9 protein-coding genes are annotated in these 14,978 nt (G+C 36.5%); 5 read left to right on the forward strand and 4 right to left on the reverse strand.

The window, feature by feature from the left end:
* The first annotated feature begins 3 nt into the window (after positions 1-3).
* From nuoL to AC0INN_RS18885, 4 genes are all read left to right on the forward strand, one after another.
* Entirely contained in the window at positions 4-1,917 is a 1,914-nt protein-coding gene (gene nuoL / locus AC0INN_RS18870) for an NADH-quinone oxidoreductase subunit L (protein ID WP_273650695.1), read from the forward strand.
* 2 nt (positions 1,918-1,919) lie between these two features.
* A complete protein-coding gene (locus AC0INN_RS18875; RefSeq protein ID WP_306614553.1) occupies positions 1,920-3,413 on the forward strand; it encodes a complex I subunit 4 family protein in 1,494 nt (497 codons plus the stop codon).
* 121 nt (positions 3,414-3,534) lie between these two features.
* Complete coding sequence (locus AC0INN_RS18880) at positions 3,535-4,914, forward strand: NADH-quinone oxidoreductase subunit N (RefSeq protein ID WP_172283652.1); 1,380 nt, start codon at positions 3,535-3,537, stop codon at positions 4,912-4,914.
* A 74-nt stretch (positions 4,915-4,988) separates the two neighbouring features.
* The gene (locus AC0INN_RS18885; protein ID WP_172283650.1) at positions 4,989-7,289 is read left to right on the forward strand and encodes a GAF domain-containing protein; all 2,301 of its coding nucleotides are present in this window, start codon (positions 4,989-4,991) and stop codon (positions 7,287-7,289) included.
* Between the two features lie 106 nt (positions 7,290-7,395).
* Here the strand turns inward: AC0INN_RS18885 and AC0INN_RS18890 are convergent, their stop codons facing one another.
* Positions 7,396-8,574, reverse strand: a complete 1,179-nt coding sequence (locus AC0INN_RS18890; RefSeq protein ID WP_172283648.1) for a Pycsar system effector family protein — start codon at positions 8,572-8,574, stop codon at positions 7,396-7,398.
* A 26-nt stretch (positions 8,575-8,600) separates the two neighbouring features.
* Between AC0INN_RS18890 and AC0INN_RS18895 the strand changes: the two genes are divergently transcribed.
* Positions 8,601-12,317, forward strand: a complete 3,717-nt coding sequence (locus AC0INN_RS18895) for a metallophosphoesterase (protein ID WP_273650694.1) — start codon at positions 8,601-8,603, stop codon at positions 12,315-12,317.
* Between the two features lie 187 nt (positions 12,318-12,504).
* On the opposite strand, the gene AC0INN_RS18900 is transcribed toward AC0INN_RS18895, so the two are convergent.
* From AC0INN_RS18900 to AC0INN_RS18910, 3 genes are all read right to left on the reverse strand, one after another.
* Positions 12,505-13,386, reverse strand: a complete 882-nt coding sequence (locus AC0INN_RS18900; protein ID WP_273650693.1) for an SdiA-regulated domain-containing protein — start codon at positions 13,384-13,386, stop codon at positions 12,505-12,507.
* Positions 13,386-14,159, reverse strand: a complete 774-nt coding sequence (mazG, locus tag AC0INN_RS18905) for a nucleoside triphosphate pyrophosphohydrolase (RefSeq protein WP_273650692.1) — start codon at positions 14,157-14,159, stop codon at positions 13,386-13,388. Before mazG ends, AC0INN_RS18900 begins: the two co-directional genes overlap by 1 nt.
* A 238-nt stretch (positions 14,160-14,397) precedes the next feature.
* Positions 14,398-14,958 (reverse strand): DUF5606 family protein, encoded by a 561-nt coding sequence (locus AC0INN_RS18910; RefSeq protein WP_172283642.1) that lies wholly within the window; start codon positions 14,956-14,958, stop codon positions 14,398-14,400.
* Positions 14,959-14,978: the final 20 nt, after the last annotated feature.

A 14,978-nucleotide genomic window follows, 5' to 3' on the forward strand; every position in this document is an offset into this window, starting at 1 on the left:
AGAATGGAAAATTTAGTGTATGCAATAGTACTTTTACCACTTTTAGGCTTTCTTATTAACGGTTTATTCGGGAAAAATCTTCCAAAAATAGTAGTAGGGGGATTGGCAACTGCAGCGGTTTTCGGATCTTTCTGTATCGCAGTAAGTATTTTCATGAATTTCAATTCTGAAAGCCAGCCGGTTATCGTAAAAGCTTTTGAATGGTTCAGAGTAAATGGAGTTCAGATTAACTTTGGTTTCCAGATCGATCAGTTATCTTTAATGATGATCATGATCATTACAGGTATCGGATCATTGATCCACTTATACTCTATCGGATATATGAGCCATGATAAAGGTTTCTATAAGTTCTTTACTTATCTGAATCTTTTCATCTTCTCTATGTTACTTTTAGTAATGGGAAGCAATTACCTGATCCTGTTTATCGGATGGGAAGGTGTAGGTTTGTGTTCCTATCTATTGATCGGATTCTGGTTCACAAATGAAGAATATGGTAAAGCAGCAAGAAAAGCGTTTATCATGAACAGAATTGGGGACCTTGGTTTATTGATCGGTATTTTCATGATCGCTTCTCAGACCAATGCTATTGATTATCTTTCAGTAGCTCAAAACGCTTCAAAATTTGAATTGGACGGAACTGTAATTATCTTTATTACGGCGAGTTTATTTATCGGTGCTACCGGTAAATCGGCGCAGGTTCCTTTATATACATGGTTACCGGACGCAATGGCCGGACCAACTCCTGTTTCTGCATTAATTCACGCAGCAACAATGGTTACTGCGGGGATTTACCTGGTAGTAAGATCTAATTTCTTATTTACTTTGGCTCCAACTGTTCAGGGCGGAATTCTGTTGATCGGATTCTTAACTGCAGCTTTAGCAGGTTTCTATGCACTTCGTCAGAACGACATCAAAAAAGTATTGGCCTATTCTACTGTATCGCAGCTTGGATTTATGTTCATTGCTTTGGGATTAGGAGCTTATACTACAGCGATGTTCCATGTAATGACACACGCATTCTTCAAAGCATTGTTATTCTTAGGAGCAGGATCTGTGATCCACGCTATGAGTAATGAGCAGGACATGCGTTTTATGGGCGGACTTAAGAAAGTAATTCCGATTACCCATGCTACTTTCCTTATCGGAACACTGGCAATCTCTGGTTTCCCTTTACTTTCAGGGATGATTTCCAAGGATGAAATTCTGGTAGCTGCATTTGCAAAAAATCCAATCTACTGGGTAATGTTATTCATTCTGGCAGCTATTACGGCAACGTATATGTTCAGACTGTATTACCTTACATTTCACGGAGAGTTCAGAGGAACTGAGGAACAGAAACACCACTTGCATGAAAGCCCGATGAACATGACGTTACCGTTGATCGTATTGGCTATTCTTTCTGTTATCGGAGGTTTTATTAATCTTCCTCACTTTATCGGCCACGGTCATTATGCAAAATTAATGGAATGGCTGAAGCCGGTTCTTACTGAAGAAAGTTTCAAACAAATGGAAGCTACGCTTTCAGGAGTTGATTTTAATACTGAAATGATATTATTAGCAGCCACTGTTGTAATGTTCTTCGCGGTATGGTTCATCGTTAAAAACACTTATGTGAATAAGCAAAAGAGAGCCCTTCCGGAAGAAAGCTATACAGGCTGGGAAAAGCTGTCTGCTAAAAAATTATATATTGACGAACTTTACAATGCATTAATTGTAAAAACTGTTGAAGGATTAGGACGTGGAGGTAAAATGTTTGATAAGGGTGTTCTAGATCGTTTTGTAGACTTCGTAGGTGAAGGAGCTGAGGACAGCGGTAGATCTATGAAACGTATTCAAAACGGAAATGTTGAGACATACATTCTTATCATGTCTTTAGCTGTGGGAATTATACTGATTGTTAACTTTATATTACAATAATAATGTCTTGTTTATTATTAACATTATTGCTTTTACCTCTAGTAGGGTCGGGACTTGTTTTTGCCTGGAAAAATAAATCCAGCAAATATTTGGCACTAGGAATTGCATTGGTACAAATGCTTCTTACATTTTATATACTTTCGGATTTCGATTTTACTCCGACCGTAGATAGTGTATTGCAGCATGAGATCAATTATCCATGGTCACAATTTATTAAAAGCTCGCTTCATTTCGGTATTGACGGGATGAGTATGCTGCTTTTATTGCTGACCAATATCCTTTCGCCAATCATTATTTTATCTTCATTTAATGAGAACATCAATTACAGAAACTCATTCTATGGTCTTATCCTGTTGATGCAGTTTGGACTTGTAGGAGTTTTCACATCTCTGGATGGATTATTGTTCTACATTTTCTGGGAGGTAACACTGATTCCAATCTGGTTTATTGCCGGACTTTGGGGCCAGGAAAATAAAAGATTTGAATTCACCACGAAGTTCTTTGTATATACATTCGTAGGATCTTTATTCATGCTTGCCGGATTGATTTATGTGTATAATCACTCTGCATCATTTGCCTTAACAGATCTATACAATACATCACTTAATGAAACTCAGCAGACGGTTGTATTTTGGTTTATATTCTTTGCATTTGCTGTGAAATTACCGATCTTCCCGTTCCACACATGGCAGCCTGATACCTATACCTACTCACCTACTCAGGGATCGATGTTATTATCAGGGATCATGCTTAAAATGGCTGTGTATGGTGTTATCCGTTATTTATTACCGATCACTCCTATTCCTATTATGGGAATTTCAGGGCAGATCGTTATTATCCTTGCGATAGTAGGAATCCTTCATGGAGCATTGATCGCAATTATCCAGAATGATATGAAGAGGATCATTGCCTATTCATCTTTCTCTCACGTTGGATTGATGGTAGCAGGTATTTTTGCATCTGCTGTTGTTACACTAAGAGGAACATTTACTACTGAAGGTGCTGAAGGTGCTTTGGTACAAACTTTTGCTCACGGTATTAATGTCGTAGGTTTATTCTATTGTGCAGACATTTTATATAAAAGATTTAAATCAAGAGACATCAGACAAATGGGTGGTTTAGCGAAAGTAGCTCCTAAATTTGCCGTATTGTTTTTACTGATCCTTTTAGGTTCAATGGGCGTTCCGTTGACTAATGGTTTTATCGGGGAATTCATTTTGATTAAATCAATCTTTGATTTTAATGTATTAGCTGCTATTATTGCAGGTTTAACTGTGATTCTTTCTGCCGTTTATCTATTGAGATTCTACGGAAAGGCAATGTTCGGAAAAGGAGATGAAGCCGTATTGAGTACGGCGAAAGATCTTTCAGGAGTGGAGTTTTCTGTTTTGGCCAGTTTAGCGGTTTTTGTGATCTTACTTGGTATTTTCCCTCAACCGGTAATCGAAATGGTGAGTAGTTCGCTGAAGTTTATCTATGCATCTTTGATTAATTAAAAGATTGAAAGATTCAAAAATTTAAAGATTAATTTAATAATTTAAAAAATTAAGAGAGTATGAAATTGAGAAGTCAGTGTTTTTATCTTGAATCTCGAATCTCGAATCTCAAATCTATATTATGAGTGTTTTAATTATTGTTTTCCTAACTGCAGTTGCTGCGTTATTTTCAGGCGTTTTTGAACAAGGAAAATTCGCAAGGTACATTGGGATTTTGGGGTTAATCATTGCATTATATGTTAGCTTCCTGCCTGAATGTTCATTTTTCGAACATTACAGACATATGTATGAATATGGCTCTAATACTGCCTTATTTACAAAAATCTCAATTGTAACTACTTTACTATTGTTCTTTCTGGGTGGTTTCGCATTCAGTAACCACAGAAGCCATCAGTCCGAATTGTATGCATTGATGCTATTCGCTTTGTGCGGAGGTATTACTCTTTTCGGATATCAGAATCTGGTAACCCTGTTCTTAGGTATTGAAATCCTTTCCATCCCATTGTATGTGATGGCCGGAGCTAATAAAACTGATTTAAGATCAAACGAAGCCTCTATAAAATACTTCCTGATGGGAGCGTTTGCCACCGGATTCCTTTTATTCGGTATTACGTTCATCTATGGAAGTACAGGAACTTTTGATATCTATAAAATCCATGATTTCGGAGCTGCTCACCCAAAAGATGTAATGTTCATCTTAGGGGTGATCCTGATGCTTTGTGCATTGGCATTTAAAGTAGCATTAGCACCGTTCCATATGTGGAGTCCTGATGTATATTATGGTTCTCCATCATTGATCACAGCTTTCATGGCAAGTGTTGTAAAAATTTCAGGATTTTTCGCATTCTTCAGATTAATGAATATAAGTTTTGCAGGAGTAACCCACGAATGGATTAATATACTTGGAGTATTCATTATCATAACCTTGCTTCTGGCCAATGTTATGGGGCTTGCACAGACCAATGCGAAAAGAATGCTGGCTTATTCTTCTGTTTCTCATGCAGGATATATCGGATTGGTATTCTTTGGAATGACGAATCTTTCTACTTATAATCTGGCTTTCTATCTTTTTGCTTACTCATTATCTACTGTAGGAGTATTTATGTGTCTGATATGGGTAGAAAAATTGAAAAGAGAAACTTCTTTTGGAGCATTTAAAGGATTGGCAAAATCAGAGCCTCTTTTGGCTACCGTAGCTGCAATCTCCATGCTTTCAATGGCTGGGGTTCCTTTAACAGCCGGTTTTATGGGTAAATTTGCATTATTTTCCCAGGCAATGAACGGAGCTGCCTTTTTAGTGCTGGTTGCCGTTTTAGGTTCTGCAGTTTCAATTGCTTATTACCTGAGATTAATCATAGCCATGTTTTTCTTTAAAGAAACAACATTCAAAACTTCAGAAAAAGTAACAATTACGTACAATATTGTAGCGGTGGTAATTATAGCTTCTATCATCATTTTAGGAGTATTCCCTGACCTGTTCGCAAAACAATTTGGACTGTAATCAAAATCATAAAAATATAAAAGCACAACATAAAGTTGTGCTTTTTTTATAACTTTACTTTATAATTTTCAGCATTGTTACATCTTTACAAAAAAGACGCCCCTTTTCAAGTATCCATTTCATTCAAAAAATATTTGGATGTTCTTGAGCATATCCGGTACAATGACCGATTAGAATACCGGGTGAATTATGCGGAATCCCTTATCGAGAAAACAAAAAAAATCAAGGAGCTCAAAGACGGTTTCCAGGATGTTTCGTTATTGGAAAAACACGAGGACCTCATCAGGCTTCTATTGGCTGACTTGTTTCCAACGGGTTTAACCAATAATGAGATAAAAGCCGCCAGTATTCCTCTTTCAAAAACGACATTCAATTATACCGAACGATTCAAGAATATTTTAAAAGATGCCGGTAAGGATTTTGAAATTGAGCTTAGGAATATCAGTGATGATGAGTTCTATGTATTCTGCTGCTGTCTTATCCTCCAAAGTTATTTCAAGAGAGATGTGAAAAGTACAATGCCATTGTATTATGATATTCCCAATAAGCAGGGAATCATGAAGCATTATAAAATCACAGTAAATTCAGATTTCACAGATATTTATCCTACGGAAAAGGCTAAAATACCGGCGGATGATGTTATCGACATGCTTCTTGAAAACCTGGATGATTACAAGCTGTGGAAAAAACACTTCCCATCGAAATCATGGGTCTTAAAAGGTTTTACCATTGTTTCTCTGGTCGACTGTACATCTGAAGTTGCACTTTCCGATCTTAAATCAAGTATGATCCAGATTGATCCTGAAAACCTTACTCCGGATAACAACCTGATCGAGATATTTAAGTCTTATTTTGATGTCGCGGAATTGAACTTCGGGCTGATGCTTTTCAACAAAAAAGACCAGAGGCTGGAAAAGGTTCCGATTTACGAAAATCTTTTTACGAATCATATCCTTGATTTCTGGATCAATACCTTTGATGAAGAGACCCGGAAAAGCACCTTTGAAAATTTAAATAACAACTCCAGGGCTATTGTCATATCCAATGTCAATAATATGGAGCAGGAAATAAAAGATCAACCTTCCTTTAGCATTTTAAAGGAAAACAACATCAACAGTTTCATGGTAATTCCAATCATGAAAGATGGGGAATTACTCGCCATTATGGAGTTTACCTCTCCTATTCCCAATAGTCTGAATGGCTTAAAATTGAAAAAGCTGGAGTTTTTCAGTGATATGATTCTTTTTTCGCTGAACAGATTCAGTTTTGAAAAGAATTATCAGATTGAGGCAATCATTCAACGGGAATACACGTCCATCCACAACAGTGTGGTCTGGAAGTTCAGAAATGAGGCAGAAAAGTATTTTAATGCTTCGTTAGCCAAGAAGATCTATACCTTAAAGCAGATTTCTTTCAAAAATCTTACGCCGTTATTTGGGTTCTCTGATATCCGTTCTTCCTCCGAAAAACGATTCAATCTTATGTTGGAAGATCTTAACAGGCAGATTGATTGTCTTCATGATATTTTCACTCTGGTCAATTCAGATTCCGAGAAATATTTACTGGCTTTGGAAATTTTTGAAAATGAACTGAATAATGAGATCAAGGCCGATACGGAACAGCGCTTCCAAAGGTTATTAAGGGATGAAATCCATCCGTATCTTCAGGCAAAATTAGAGGTAAGGTCCACTAAGGAGGTAAAAACAATGATTTCAGAGTATTTTTCCCAGGTCTTCACTCAAACCGATCTATTTTACAACAGCAGAAAAAGCCTTGATGATTCAATTACTCTGATCAACAGGAAACTTGCCGATATACTTGATGAGAATCAGATCAAAGCACAAGCCATATTTCCTCATTACTACGAAAGGTTTAAATCAGATGGTGTAGAGCATAATTTATTCATCGGACCAAGTATCACTCCGGATCTTCATTACACATCCAAGGTGGTTCATCAGTTAAGATACTGGCAGCTGAAAACGATCTGTAAAATGGAACAGGAAATTAAAACCTTTAAGGAAGAGCTTCCCATTCCGTTGGATATCGCTTCACTTATTTTCGTTTATAATGAAAAAATAGATATCCGCTTCCGTATGGATGAAAAGCGTTTCGATGTAGATGGTGCTTACAATTCGTATTATGAAATTATCAAAAAAAGAATAGATAAGGCCCACATAAAAAATTCAACCGAAAGAATTACCTGTCCGGGAAAAATAACTATTGTTTACTTTGGAATGGAAAACCAGAAAGAATACCTGCAATACATCAGTAAGCTTCAGAAAAAAGAAATCCTTCAGTCTGATGTTGAGTTTTTAAAGGTTGAAGACCTCCAGGGGATAACAGGATTATTAGCTCTAAGGGTTTCGATTGCTTAAAGATTTTCTTCACAAAAAAACATCAGGCTTCCCTTTAGTTCATTTGTAAAATATAGTGGGAATAATCCTATTTCCCTATAGAATTATCCTATCATCCCGAACACGATTAAAGTGTAAGGAATGCATAGGCAAAAGAAAGTACGGAAATTATAATTCCTGCCATGAAAATCTGATACGTAATCGATAAAAGTTTATATTTTCTATCCAGGACCTTTCCCAGGTAATACAGGTCTTTTACCATCGAATCATAGATATAATCCCTGTCCTTGATCAGATCCTTCATTGCATTGTGGTAATCATCAAAGATCATCTGATGAAAGTTTCCAAAAAACAGGAGGTTTACTTTTCTATTGCTAACATCTGTGTTCGTAAATTTCGTTTTTGTCACATTCGGCTTTGTGGATAAGATGGCAAAAATAATGGTCATCACACTTGAAATAAGCAACAGAAAACTAGGTACAATCAGGTGGGCGTTTTTAGGTGCATCCAGCTTTGGTACCAGAACTGACAGACAAACCGAGATAATAATCGCATTTACAGAAAGTAATATGTTGGCCTTGCTGTCTGCAATATCACTAAGGCGGGTATGGTTATTTAAAGTAACCCTGAACAGAGTATCCACACTTCTGTCGGATTTCGGTTCTTTAGGTTCTTTTTTATTGTCTTTAGCATCGGAATTTTCCTTCTTCTCCTCTTCCTTTTCCAACTTCTTCTCAATCTTCTTAATATTCTTTTTCTTTAAAGGCTCCCAATTTTCTTTGGCATAATCGGTATAATATTTATGCTTGTTTTTCAGAAGCTCAAGGTTTCCGGCATTCCATTCATCATTAGAAAAGCATCTTACATTGGTAAGCTCCCACTCTTTCCTTAAAGAATCTGAAATATCATTATAATCATGGCTTGCAAAATGGCTGCAATCGGCATCTTTTGCTATTTTCTCCAGTAAATTCTGTGGTTCATAGTTGATCTTTGTCGCCAAAATCAATTTAGAAACGTCTTCGATATAATCTTCAGGATAATTTTCATTGATGAGAAAATTTTTCATAATCTCTACTCCCTTCTCTTCATGATCCTGAGCACATTCAATATATCCTGCATCATGAAACCACAGAGCTAATATCACTTTCTCCTGGTCTTCTTTGGAGACAGGAGTATTTTTCATTATTTCTTCGGCCTTGTTAACCGTATATGTGGTATGAATAAAATTATGATAGAAATATACAGAAGATAACTTATCTTTGAATAAGTTTTCAACATAATTTTTAGCTTTTTGTAAAATATCCATTACTGAATTTTTGTTAATGTAAATTTATGAATTTATCCTTTAAAACTCATCTAAAAATAATTTCAGTCCCATTTAGGTTCTTATTGGTATCAGGACTCTTATATTCTTGTGCTACCTATAACGTAAAAAAGGGAAAAAACTTACAGGAAATTAAAAATTCTGCTATAAATTCTGAAAACGACTTTAAAATTTTCCTGGTTGGGGATGCGGGCAACGCAGATGAGCCACAGGCGAAGCAAACGCTGGATATTCTTAAGGGTAAACTGGACTCAGCCGACAAAAATTCGATGCTGATCTTTTTGGGTGATAACATCTATCCTTCAGGAATGCCTAAAAAGAAAGATAAAGAGTATCCTCTGGCCAAAGAAAAAATGGAAAATCAGCTTTCCATTACAAAAAATTTCAAGGGAAGAACCCTCGTCATTCCCGGAAATCACGATTGGTATCATGGTTTAGACGGATTAAAAGCACAGGAAGATTTTGTGAAGGATTATCTGAATGATAAAAAGGCTTTTTTACCTAAAAATGCTTGTCCTATTGATGATATAAGCCTGACCAGTGATATCAAGTTAATCGTTATCGATAGTGAGTGGGTTATAGCCAACTGGGACAAATATCCGGGAATGAATAAAAACTGCAATATCAAAACCCGGGACGATCTTTTTTATGAATTCCAGGATCTGATTACTAAAAATCAGGGGAAAAGGATTATTGTCGCTTTACACCACCCTGTTATCAGCAGTGGAACTCATGCGGGATATAATTCTGCTAGGTCTCACCTTTTTCCATTTAAAGGAAATATTCCGGCTCCCGGAATTGCAACAATTATTAATATTCTCAGAAATACCTCCGGTGCCAGCATGGAGGATATCAACAACCAGCATTATGCCGACCTTGCCAACAGGTTAAAGAGTATCGTCCAGGATAAAGAAAATGTAATCTTTGTTTCGGGACATGACCATAACCTTCAATACCACACCGACAGGAATATCAAACAGATCATCAGCGGCGGAGGCTCCAAAGTAGATCCTGCAACCATCGCTGAACAGACCGATTTTTCCTATGGAGGAAGTGGTTTTGCTGTTTTAAACATCCGCAAAGATCAAAGCTGCGATGTTGAGTACTTTTCCACTAAAAATAGCAAGGTTAAAACATTGGCCCATATCGACGTAATATCCGAACCTGAAACCTTTGTCAACAACTACCCTAATTCCTTTCCGGCTACCATCACCTCAACGGTGTATCCGGCAAACTTAACAGAAAAAAGGAAGTTCTACAGATGGTTGTGGGGTGACCATTACAGAAAATATTACGGAATTCCTATTGAAGCTAAAACTGCCAATATTTCAGAATTAGACGGTGGATATATCCCTTTCAGAGAAGGAGGTGGAAACCAGTCCAACAGCCTGAGACTAAAAGCTAAAGATGGTCAGGAATTCGTCATGAGAGGCATTAAAAAAAGTGCCGTACGTTTTCTGAATAACATGGCCTTTAAAAAAAGTACCTTCGGAGAGGAACTGTATGACACTTTTCCGGACAAATTCCTGCTTGACTTCTATACAACCAGTCATCCGTTCACTCCATTTATTGTTGGAAATCTGGCGGAAAAAGTAAATATTACGCACAGTAATCCAAGATTATTCTATATTCCAAAACAACAGGCCCTTGGAGATTACAATGAACATTACGGTGACGAAATGTACATGATCGAAGAACGCTTTTCTTCAGATCCTAAAACGCTTGAATCCCTGGACAATGCAAGAGATATTCTTTCAACCGACGATGTCTTGAAAAACCTATCCAAAAGTTATAAATACTCTGTCGACAAAGAATCGTACATCAGAGCCAGAATTTTTGATATGCTTTTAGGAGATTGGGACAGACACTCCGATCAATGGAAATGGGCAGAATATAAAGACGGTGATAAAATCATCTATAAGCCGATTCCAAGAGACCGTGACCAGGCTTTCAGCAAGTATGACGGTGCTGCATTTAAACTGATCATGAACGTTCCGGCTATCCGCCATATGAAAACGTTCAAGGAAGACATTCAAAGTGTAAAACTCCTGGCTACAGAACCTTATCCTATTGATCTTGTTTTCTTAAAAGGTTCAACACAGGAAGAATGGGTTGCACAGGCAAAATATATTCAGGAGCACCTTACTGATGCTGATATCAATGAAGCATTCGATCATTTGCCGAAAGAGGTTAGAGATGAAACCAGTGAGGATATTCAGAGAAAATTAAAATTAAGAAAAGAAAAACTACAGGACTATGCTGTCCAGTATTATGATGTTTTACAGGAAAAAGTTCCGTTAGCAGGAACTGTAAACCAGGATAAATTTGTAATCGTTAAAAATGCAAATTCCGTTGATGTTAAACAGTATAAACTTGACGATAAAGGTGAAAACCCTGAATTGGTATTTGAAAAAACATATTACGACAATAAAACCAAAGAGCTTTGGATCTACGGTCTTGAAGATGATGATGTTTACGACGTGTCAGGAAACGGCAAACCTAAAATGAATATCAGATTGGTGGGAGGAGATAATCATGATGTATATAATGTTGCCAACGGAAAAAAGATCAGCATCTATGATTTTAAATCCCAAAAGAATACCTATAACGCAGGTTCAGCGGCCAAACATATTTCTGATGATTATGATGTCAACACCTATAATTACAAGCATCCGAAGTATAACTTCTTTGCCGGCTATCCCAATGCAGATTACAACCCGGATGACGGATTGATTATCGGTGTTTTAGCCAATTATACAGTAAACAACTTCGTTCGTGATCCATTTACACAGAAACATAGTTTAAAAGCCAATTTTTACACCAATACGGCAGGTTTCAGCCTTGCTTACAAAGGTATCTTTAAGAAAGCAATTTCAGGATGGGATTTCAATCTTGATGCAGCCTATACTACTCCGCGTTTTTCCGAAAACTTCTTTGGATTATCCAATGAAAGTGAATATGACCGTGAGGATACTAAAGCAAAGTACAACAGGGCCAGGATCTCAAAATTTAATTTTGCCCCTTCCATTTCAAAGAAGAGCTGGCTTAATTTAAGCCATCAGTTTCAGCTTACCTTTGAAGACAATAAGGTACAGAGAAAGGGTGACCGCTTTGTGGATCAATCTCCTGATGTAAATCCTGGTGTTTTCAAAAGTCAGCAATTCGGAGGAGCCAATTATACCTTTAGTTTCAAAAACCTTGATAATAATGCTTTTCCTACCTTAGGTCTGGAATTTGTCGCGAGCGTGAACTGGAAAACCAATCTCTCGGACTTCGACAGAAACTTTTTATTTGTAAACGGATCATTAAATATTCACCACAGAATTGATAAAAAAGCAAATTTTGTTTTTTCGAATTCCAATAATGTAATGTGGATCAACAACAATAATTTTGAGTTTTATCAGGCGGCAAGTATCGGAGGTAATAATGGCTTAAGGGCATTCAGAAATGACCGGTTTTCCGGAAAATCGTACTTCACTAACAACTCCGAGATCCGTTGGGACTTTGGAAGGATCAAAAATAATATTATTCCGGCTAATCTGGGTATATTGGTTGGATATGATCTGGGACGGGTTTGGAATGATAACGAGAATTCCAGAAAATGGCATCAGGCTGCAGGAGTTGGTTTATGGTTAAGCCTTGTCGAAATGTTTTCCGCAAGATTAAACTATTTCTATGGATCTGACGGGGGAAGAATTTCTGCAGGCGTAGGAATGAATTTCTAAAACGGCACTATCCATTTTTATTGTTAAAAATTTTACATTTTTCAAAACAAAAGAGAGCTTTAGAATACCTTATTAAAATAATAAAAGTCGCACAGAAATTTCTGCGCGACTTTTTTATATTATATATTTGAAAGATCAATTTAAAAGGAAGTGCTGATTCACACGTCCGCTTAACTGAAAATTATCTCTAAGGTTTTAATGTAAAAAGATAAACATTACCTCCATCCTTCTTATCCTTTTCATCAGCAATTAAAAGATTTTTATCATCCACAAAAGTAACCGCTTCTTTCTGCGAATTATGGTGTAATGAAATTTTTTGAACTTTAATTTTCGAAAAGTCATCAGGAGTAAAGCCTGTAACGATACGCACATTTTTATGATTCAGCAATACAATCTGATCCCCTTTACTATTGATTGACGCTGCTGTGATAGCTGCATCGGCATACTTTCCATCCAGCTTGAATTTACCCATTAGCTTTGCTTCAAAATCACCTGCTTTATTCGGTACACGGAAAATCAGAAAACTCCCGTCAAAACCTTTGCTTCTGTTTTTAGTAAAAAGATAAAAATTCCCGTTCATTTCAACAAAAGCTTCACAATCATATAAAAGATTTGACTTTTTAGGCGGAAACTCTGTTTGTCCTTCATAATGAAAGCTGGTCTTCTGGGTAACTTTTGTCGTTGTCTGAGAGGCATCTTTTAAATCAATTTTCAAAATAGAAAGATTGCGTCTGTCATTATCATTATTCCCGAAATCACCAATATAGATATTTCCGTCACGGTCGCTGGTAATTTCTTCCCAATCATTATTTTCAGCATTCTCCACCAGCACATCCGAAACAAATGCTCCCTTTCTGTCCAGTCCGTACACCCGGTTTTTATTTCCCTGGTCTTCTATAGCCCATATTGTCTTTTTATCCGGAGACAAGGTAATACCGGAAACTTCTTTTAATTTTTTAGGTAATGAAAACTCTACTTTTAAAGTATCTTCTTTAGTTTGTTCTGAATTTTTAGGATTACATCCCATTAATAAAAGAGAGGTTACCATACAAAAGATATACATTTTCATTAATTTTTATTTAATATTTTAACTTCATCCCAAAGCAAATCCATCTCTTCCAGGGACATTTCTCCTAAATTCAGATTTCTTTCCGACGCCATCTCTTCCATCTTCTGAAATCTTGAGATAAATTTTAAATTAGTTTTCTCCAGGGCAGAATCAGGATTAATTCCGGTGATCCGTGCATAATTAATCAGGGAGAAAAATACATCTCCCAGTTCCTGCTCTTTTTTCTCAAGATCCGTTTCAGCATGAAATTCTTCAAGTTCCTCATCTACTTTCTTCCATGCATCCTCCGCATCATGAAATTCAAATCCAATTCCTTTCACTTTATCCTGAACCCGGTAAGCTTTTACCATACTTGGAAGACTTTTGGGTACCCCTCCTAAAATGGATTTATTCCCTTCTTTCAGTTTTAGTTTTTCCCAATTCTGCTTTACTTCTTCTTCATCTTTCACCTCTGTATCTCCATAAATATGGGGATGACGGAAAATAAGCTTTTCATTAAGGGAATTGATGACATCTGCAATATCAAAACTTTCTTTTTCAGAACCTATTTTAGCATAGAAAACCAAGTGAAGCAATACATCTCCCAATTCTTTTTTGATCTCATGCAGATCTTCCTGTAAGATAGCATCAGAGAGTTCATAGGTTTCTTCAAGTGTAAGATGACGCAGAGATTGTAAGGTCTGCTTCTGATCCCACGGGCACTTTTCACGAAGGTCGTCCATAATATCCAATAATCTTCCGAAAGCGTCTAATTTTTCTTGTCTGGTATTCATAGGTCAATTGGGAATTCAATCTTATACAAATGTAAGGGTTATTTTAACTTGGGTACAAAACTTCGTGGGGAAAGTTAGATGTTAGATGCTAGATGCTAGATGCTAGATGCAAAATTAAGGAGAAGCCTTTGAATAGATTTTTTTTGGCTTTAAAAATTTTATCCGGTACTTTTTTTATTAAAAAAGCCTTGTTAAGAAAATTCTCAACAAGGCTTTATTTTAAATCAGGGCAAAGGGATTATCCCATTTTTCTGTGTGTACTTTTAGTAGCAGCTTTTGCTCCTGTTGAAGCTTTTGCTTTTGGAGTAGCAGGTTTTTCTGCTTTTGGAGCTGCTTTTTTAGGAGCTGCTTTCTCAGTAACAGCAACTTCATCCTGTGCCGGGTCTAAAGTTTCAGGCTCAGCTTTAACAAAGCTTTCAGGTGTAATATATCCTGCCTTGTGAAGGATATTATACCACTGTGCTAGTTTTTTGATGTCAGAAGCATATACTCTCTCCGTATCATAATTAGGAAGAGAAGCTGCCATAAATTCTTTCAACTCAGCGTCAGAAGATTTATGAGAAATTGTTTCTTTGTAATCCTGGTTTTTAGCAATATTTTCAAAAACCTCAAACAAAGGAACCTCCTTATCAAATGTAAACATAGCAATGTTATCCAACAAGCTCACCTGGCTTGAGTTTCCTATACTTACTTTCTTCTTTGTAGATACATCTTCAATAATAAATCCGTTTCTTAATTGAGAAACTAATTTAAAAAGTCCTGGCTTTCCAGAGATTGAAATTATTTTTTCTAACAACATAATTTTATTTTTTTAATTTT

It is taken from the genome of Chryseobacterium subflavum, from assembly GCF_055762745.1.

Coding starts and splice junctions, on each gene's coding strand:
- nuoL (WP_273650695.1), top strand. CDS start 4: ATGGAAAATTTAGTGTATGCAATAGTACTTTTACCACTTTTAGGCTTT.
- AC0INN_RS18875 (WP_306614553.1), top strand. CDS start 1,920: ATGTCTTGTTTATTATTAACATTATTGCTTTTACCTCTAGTAGGGTCG.
- AC0INN_RS18880 (WP_172283652.1), top strand. CDS start 3,535: ATGAGTGTTTTAATTATTGTTTTCCTAACTGCAGTTGCTGCGTTATTT.
- AC0INN_RS18890 (WP_172283648.1), bottom strand. CDS start 8,574: ATGGATATTTTACAAAAAGCTAAAAATTATGTTGAAAACTTATTCAAA.
- AC0INN_RS18895 (WP_273650694.1), top strand. CDS start 8,601: ATGAATTTATCCTTTAAAACTCATCTAAAAATAATTTCAGTCCCATTT.
- AC0INN_RS18900 (WP_273650693.1), bottom strand. CDS start 13,386: ATGAAAATGTATATCTTTTGTATGGTAACCTCTCTTTTATTAATGGGA.
- mazG (WP_273650692.1), bottom strand. CDS start 14,159: ATGAATACCAGACAAGAAAAATTAGACGCTTTCGGAAGATTATTGGAT.
- AC0INN_RS18910 (WP_172283642.1), bottom strand. CDS start 14,958: ATGTTGTTAGAAAAAATAATTTCAATCTCTGGAAAGCCAGGACTTTTT.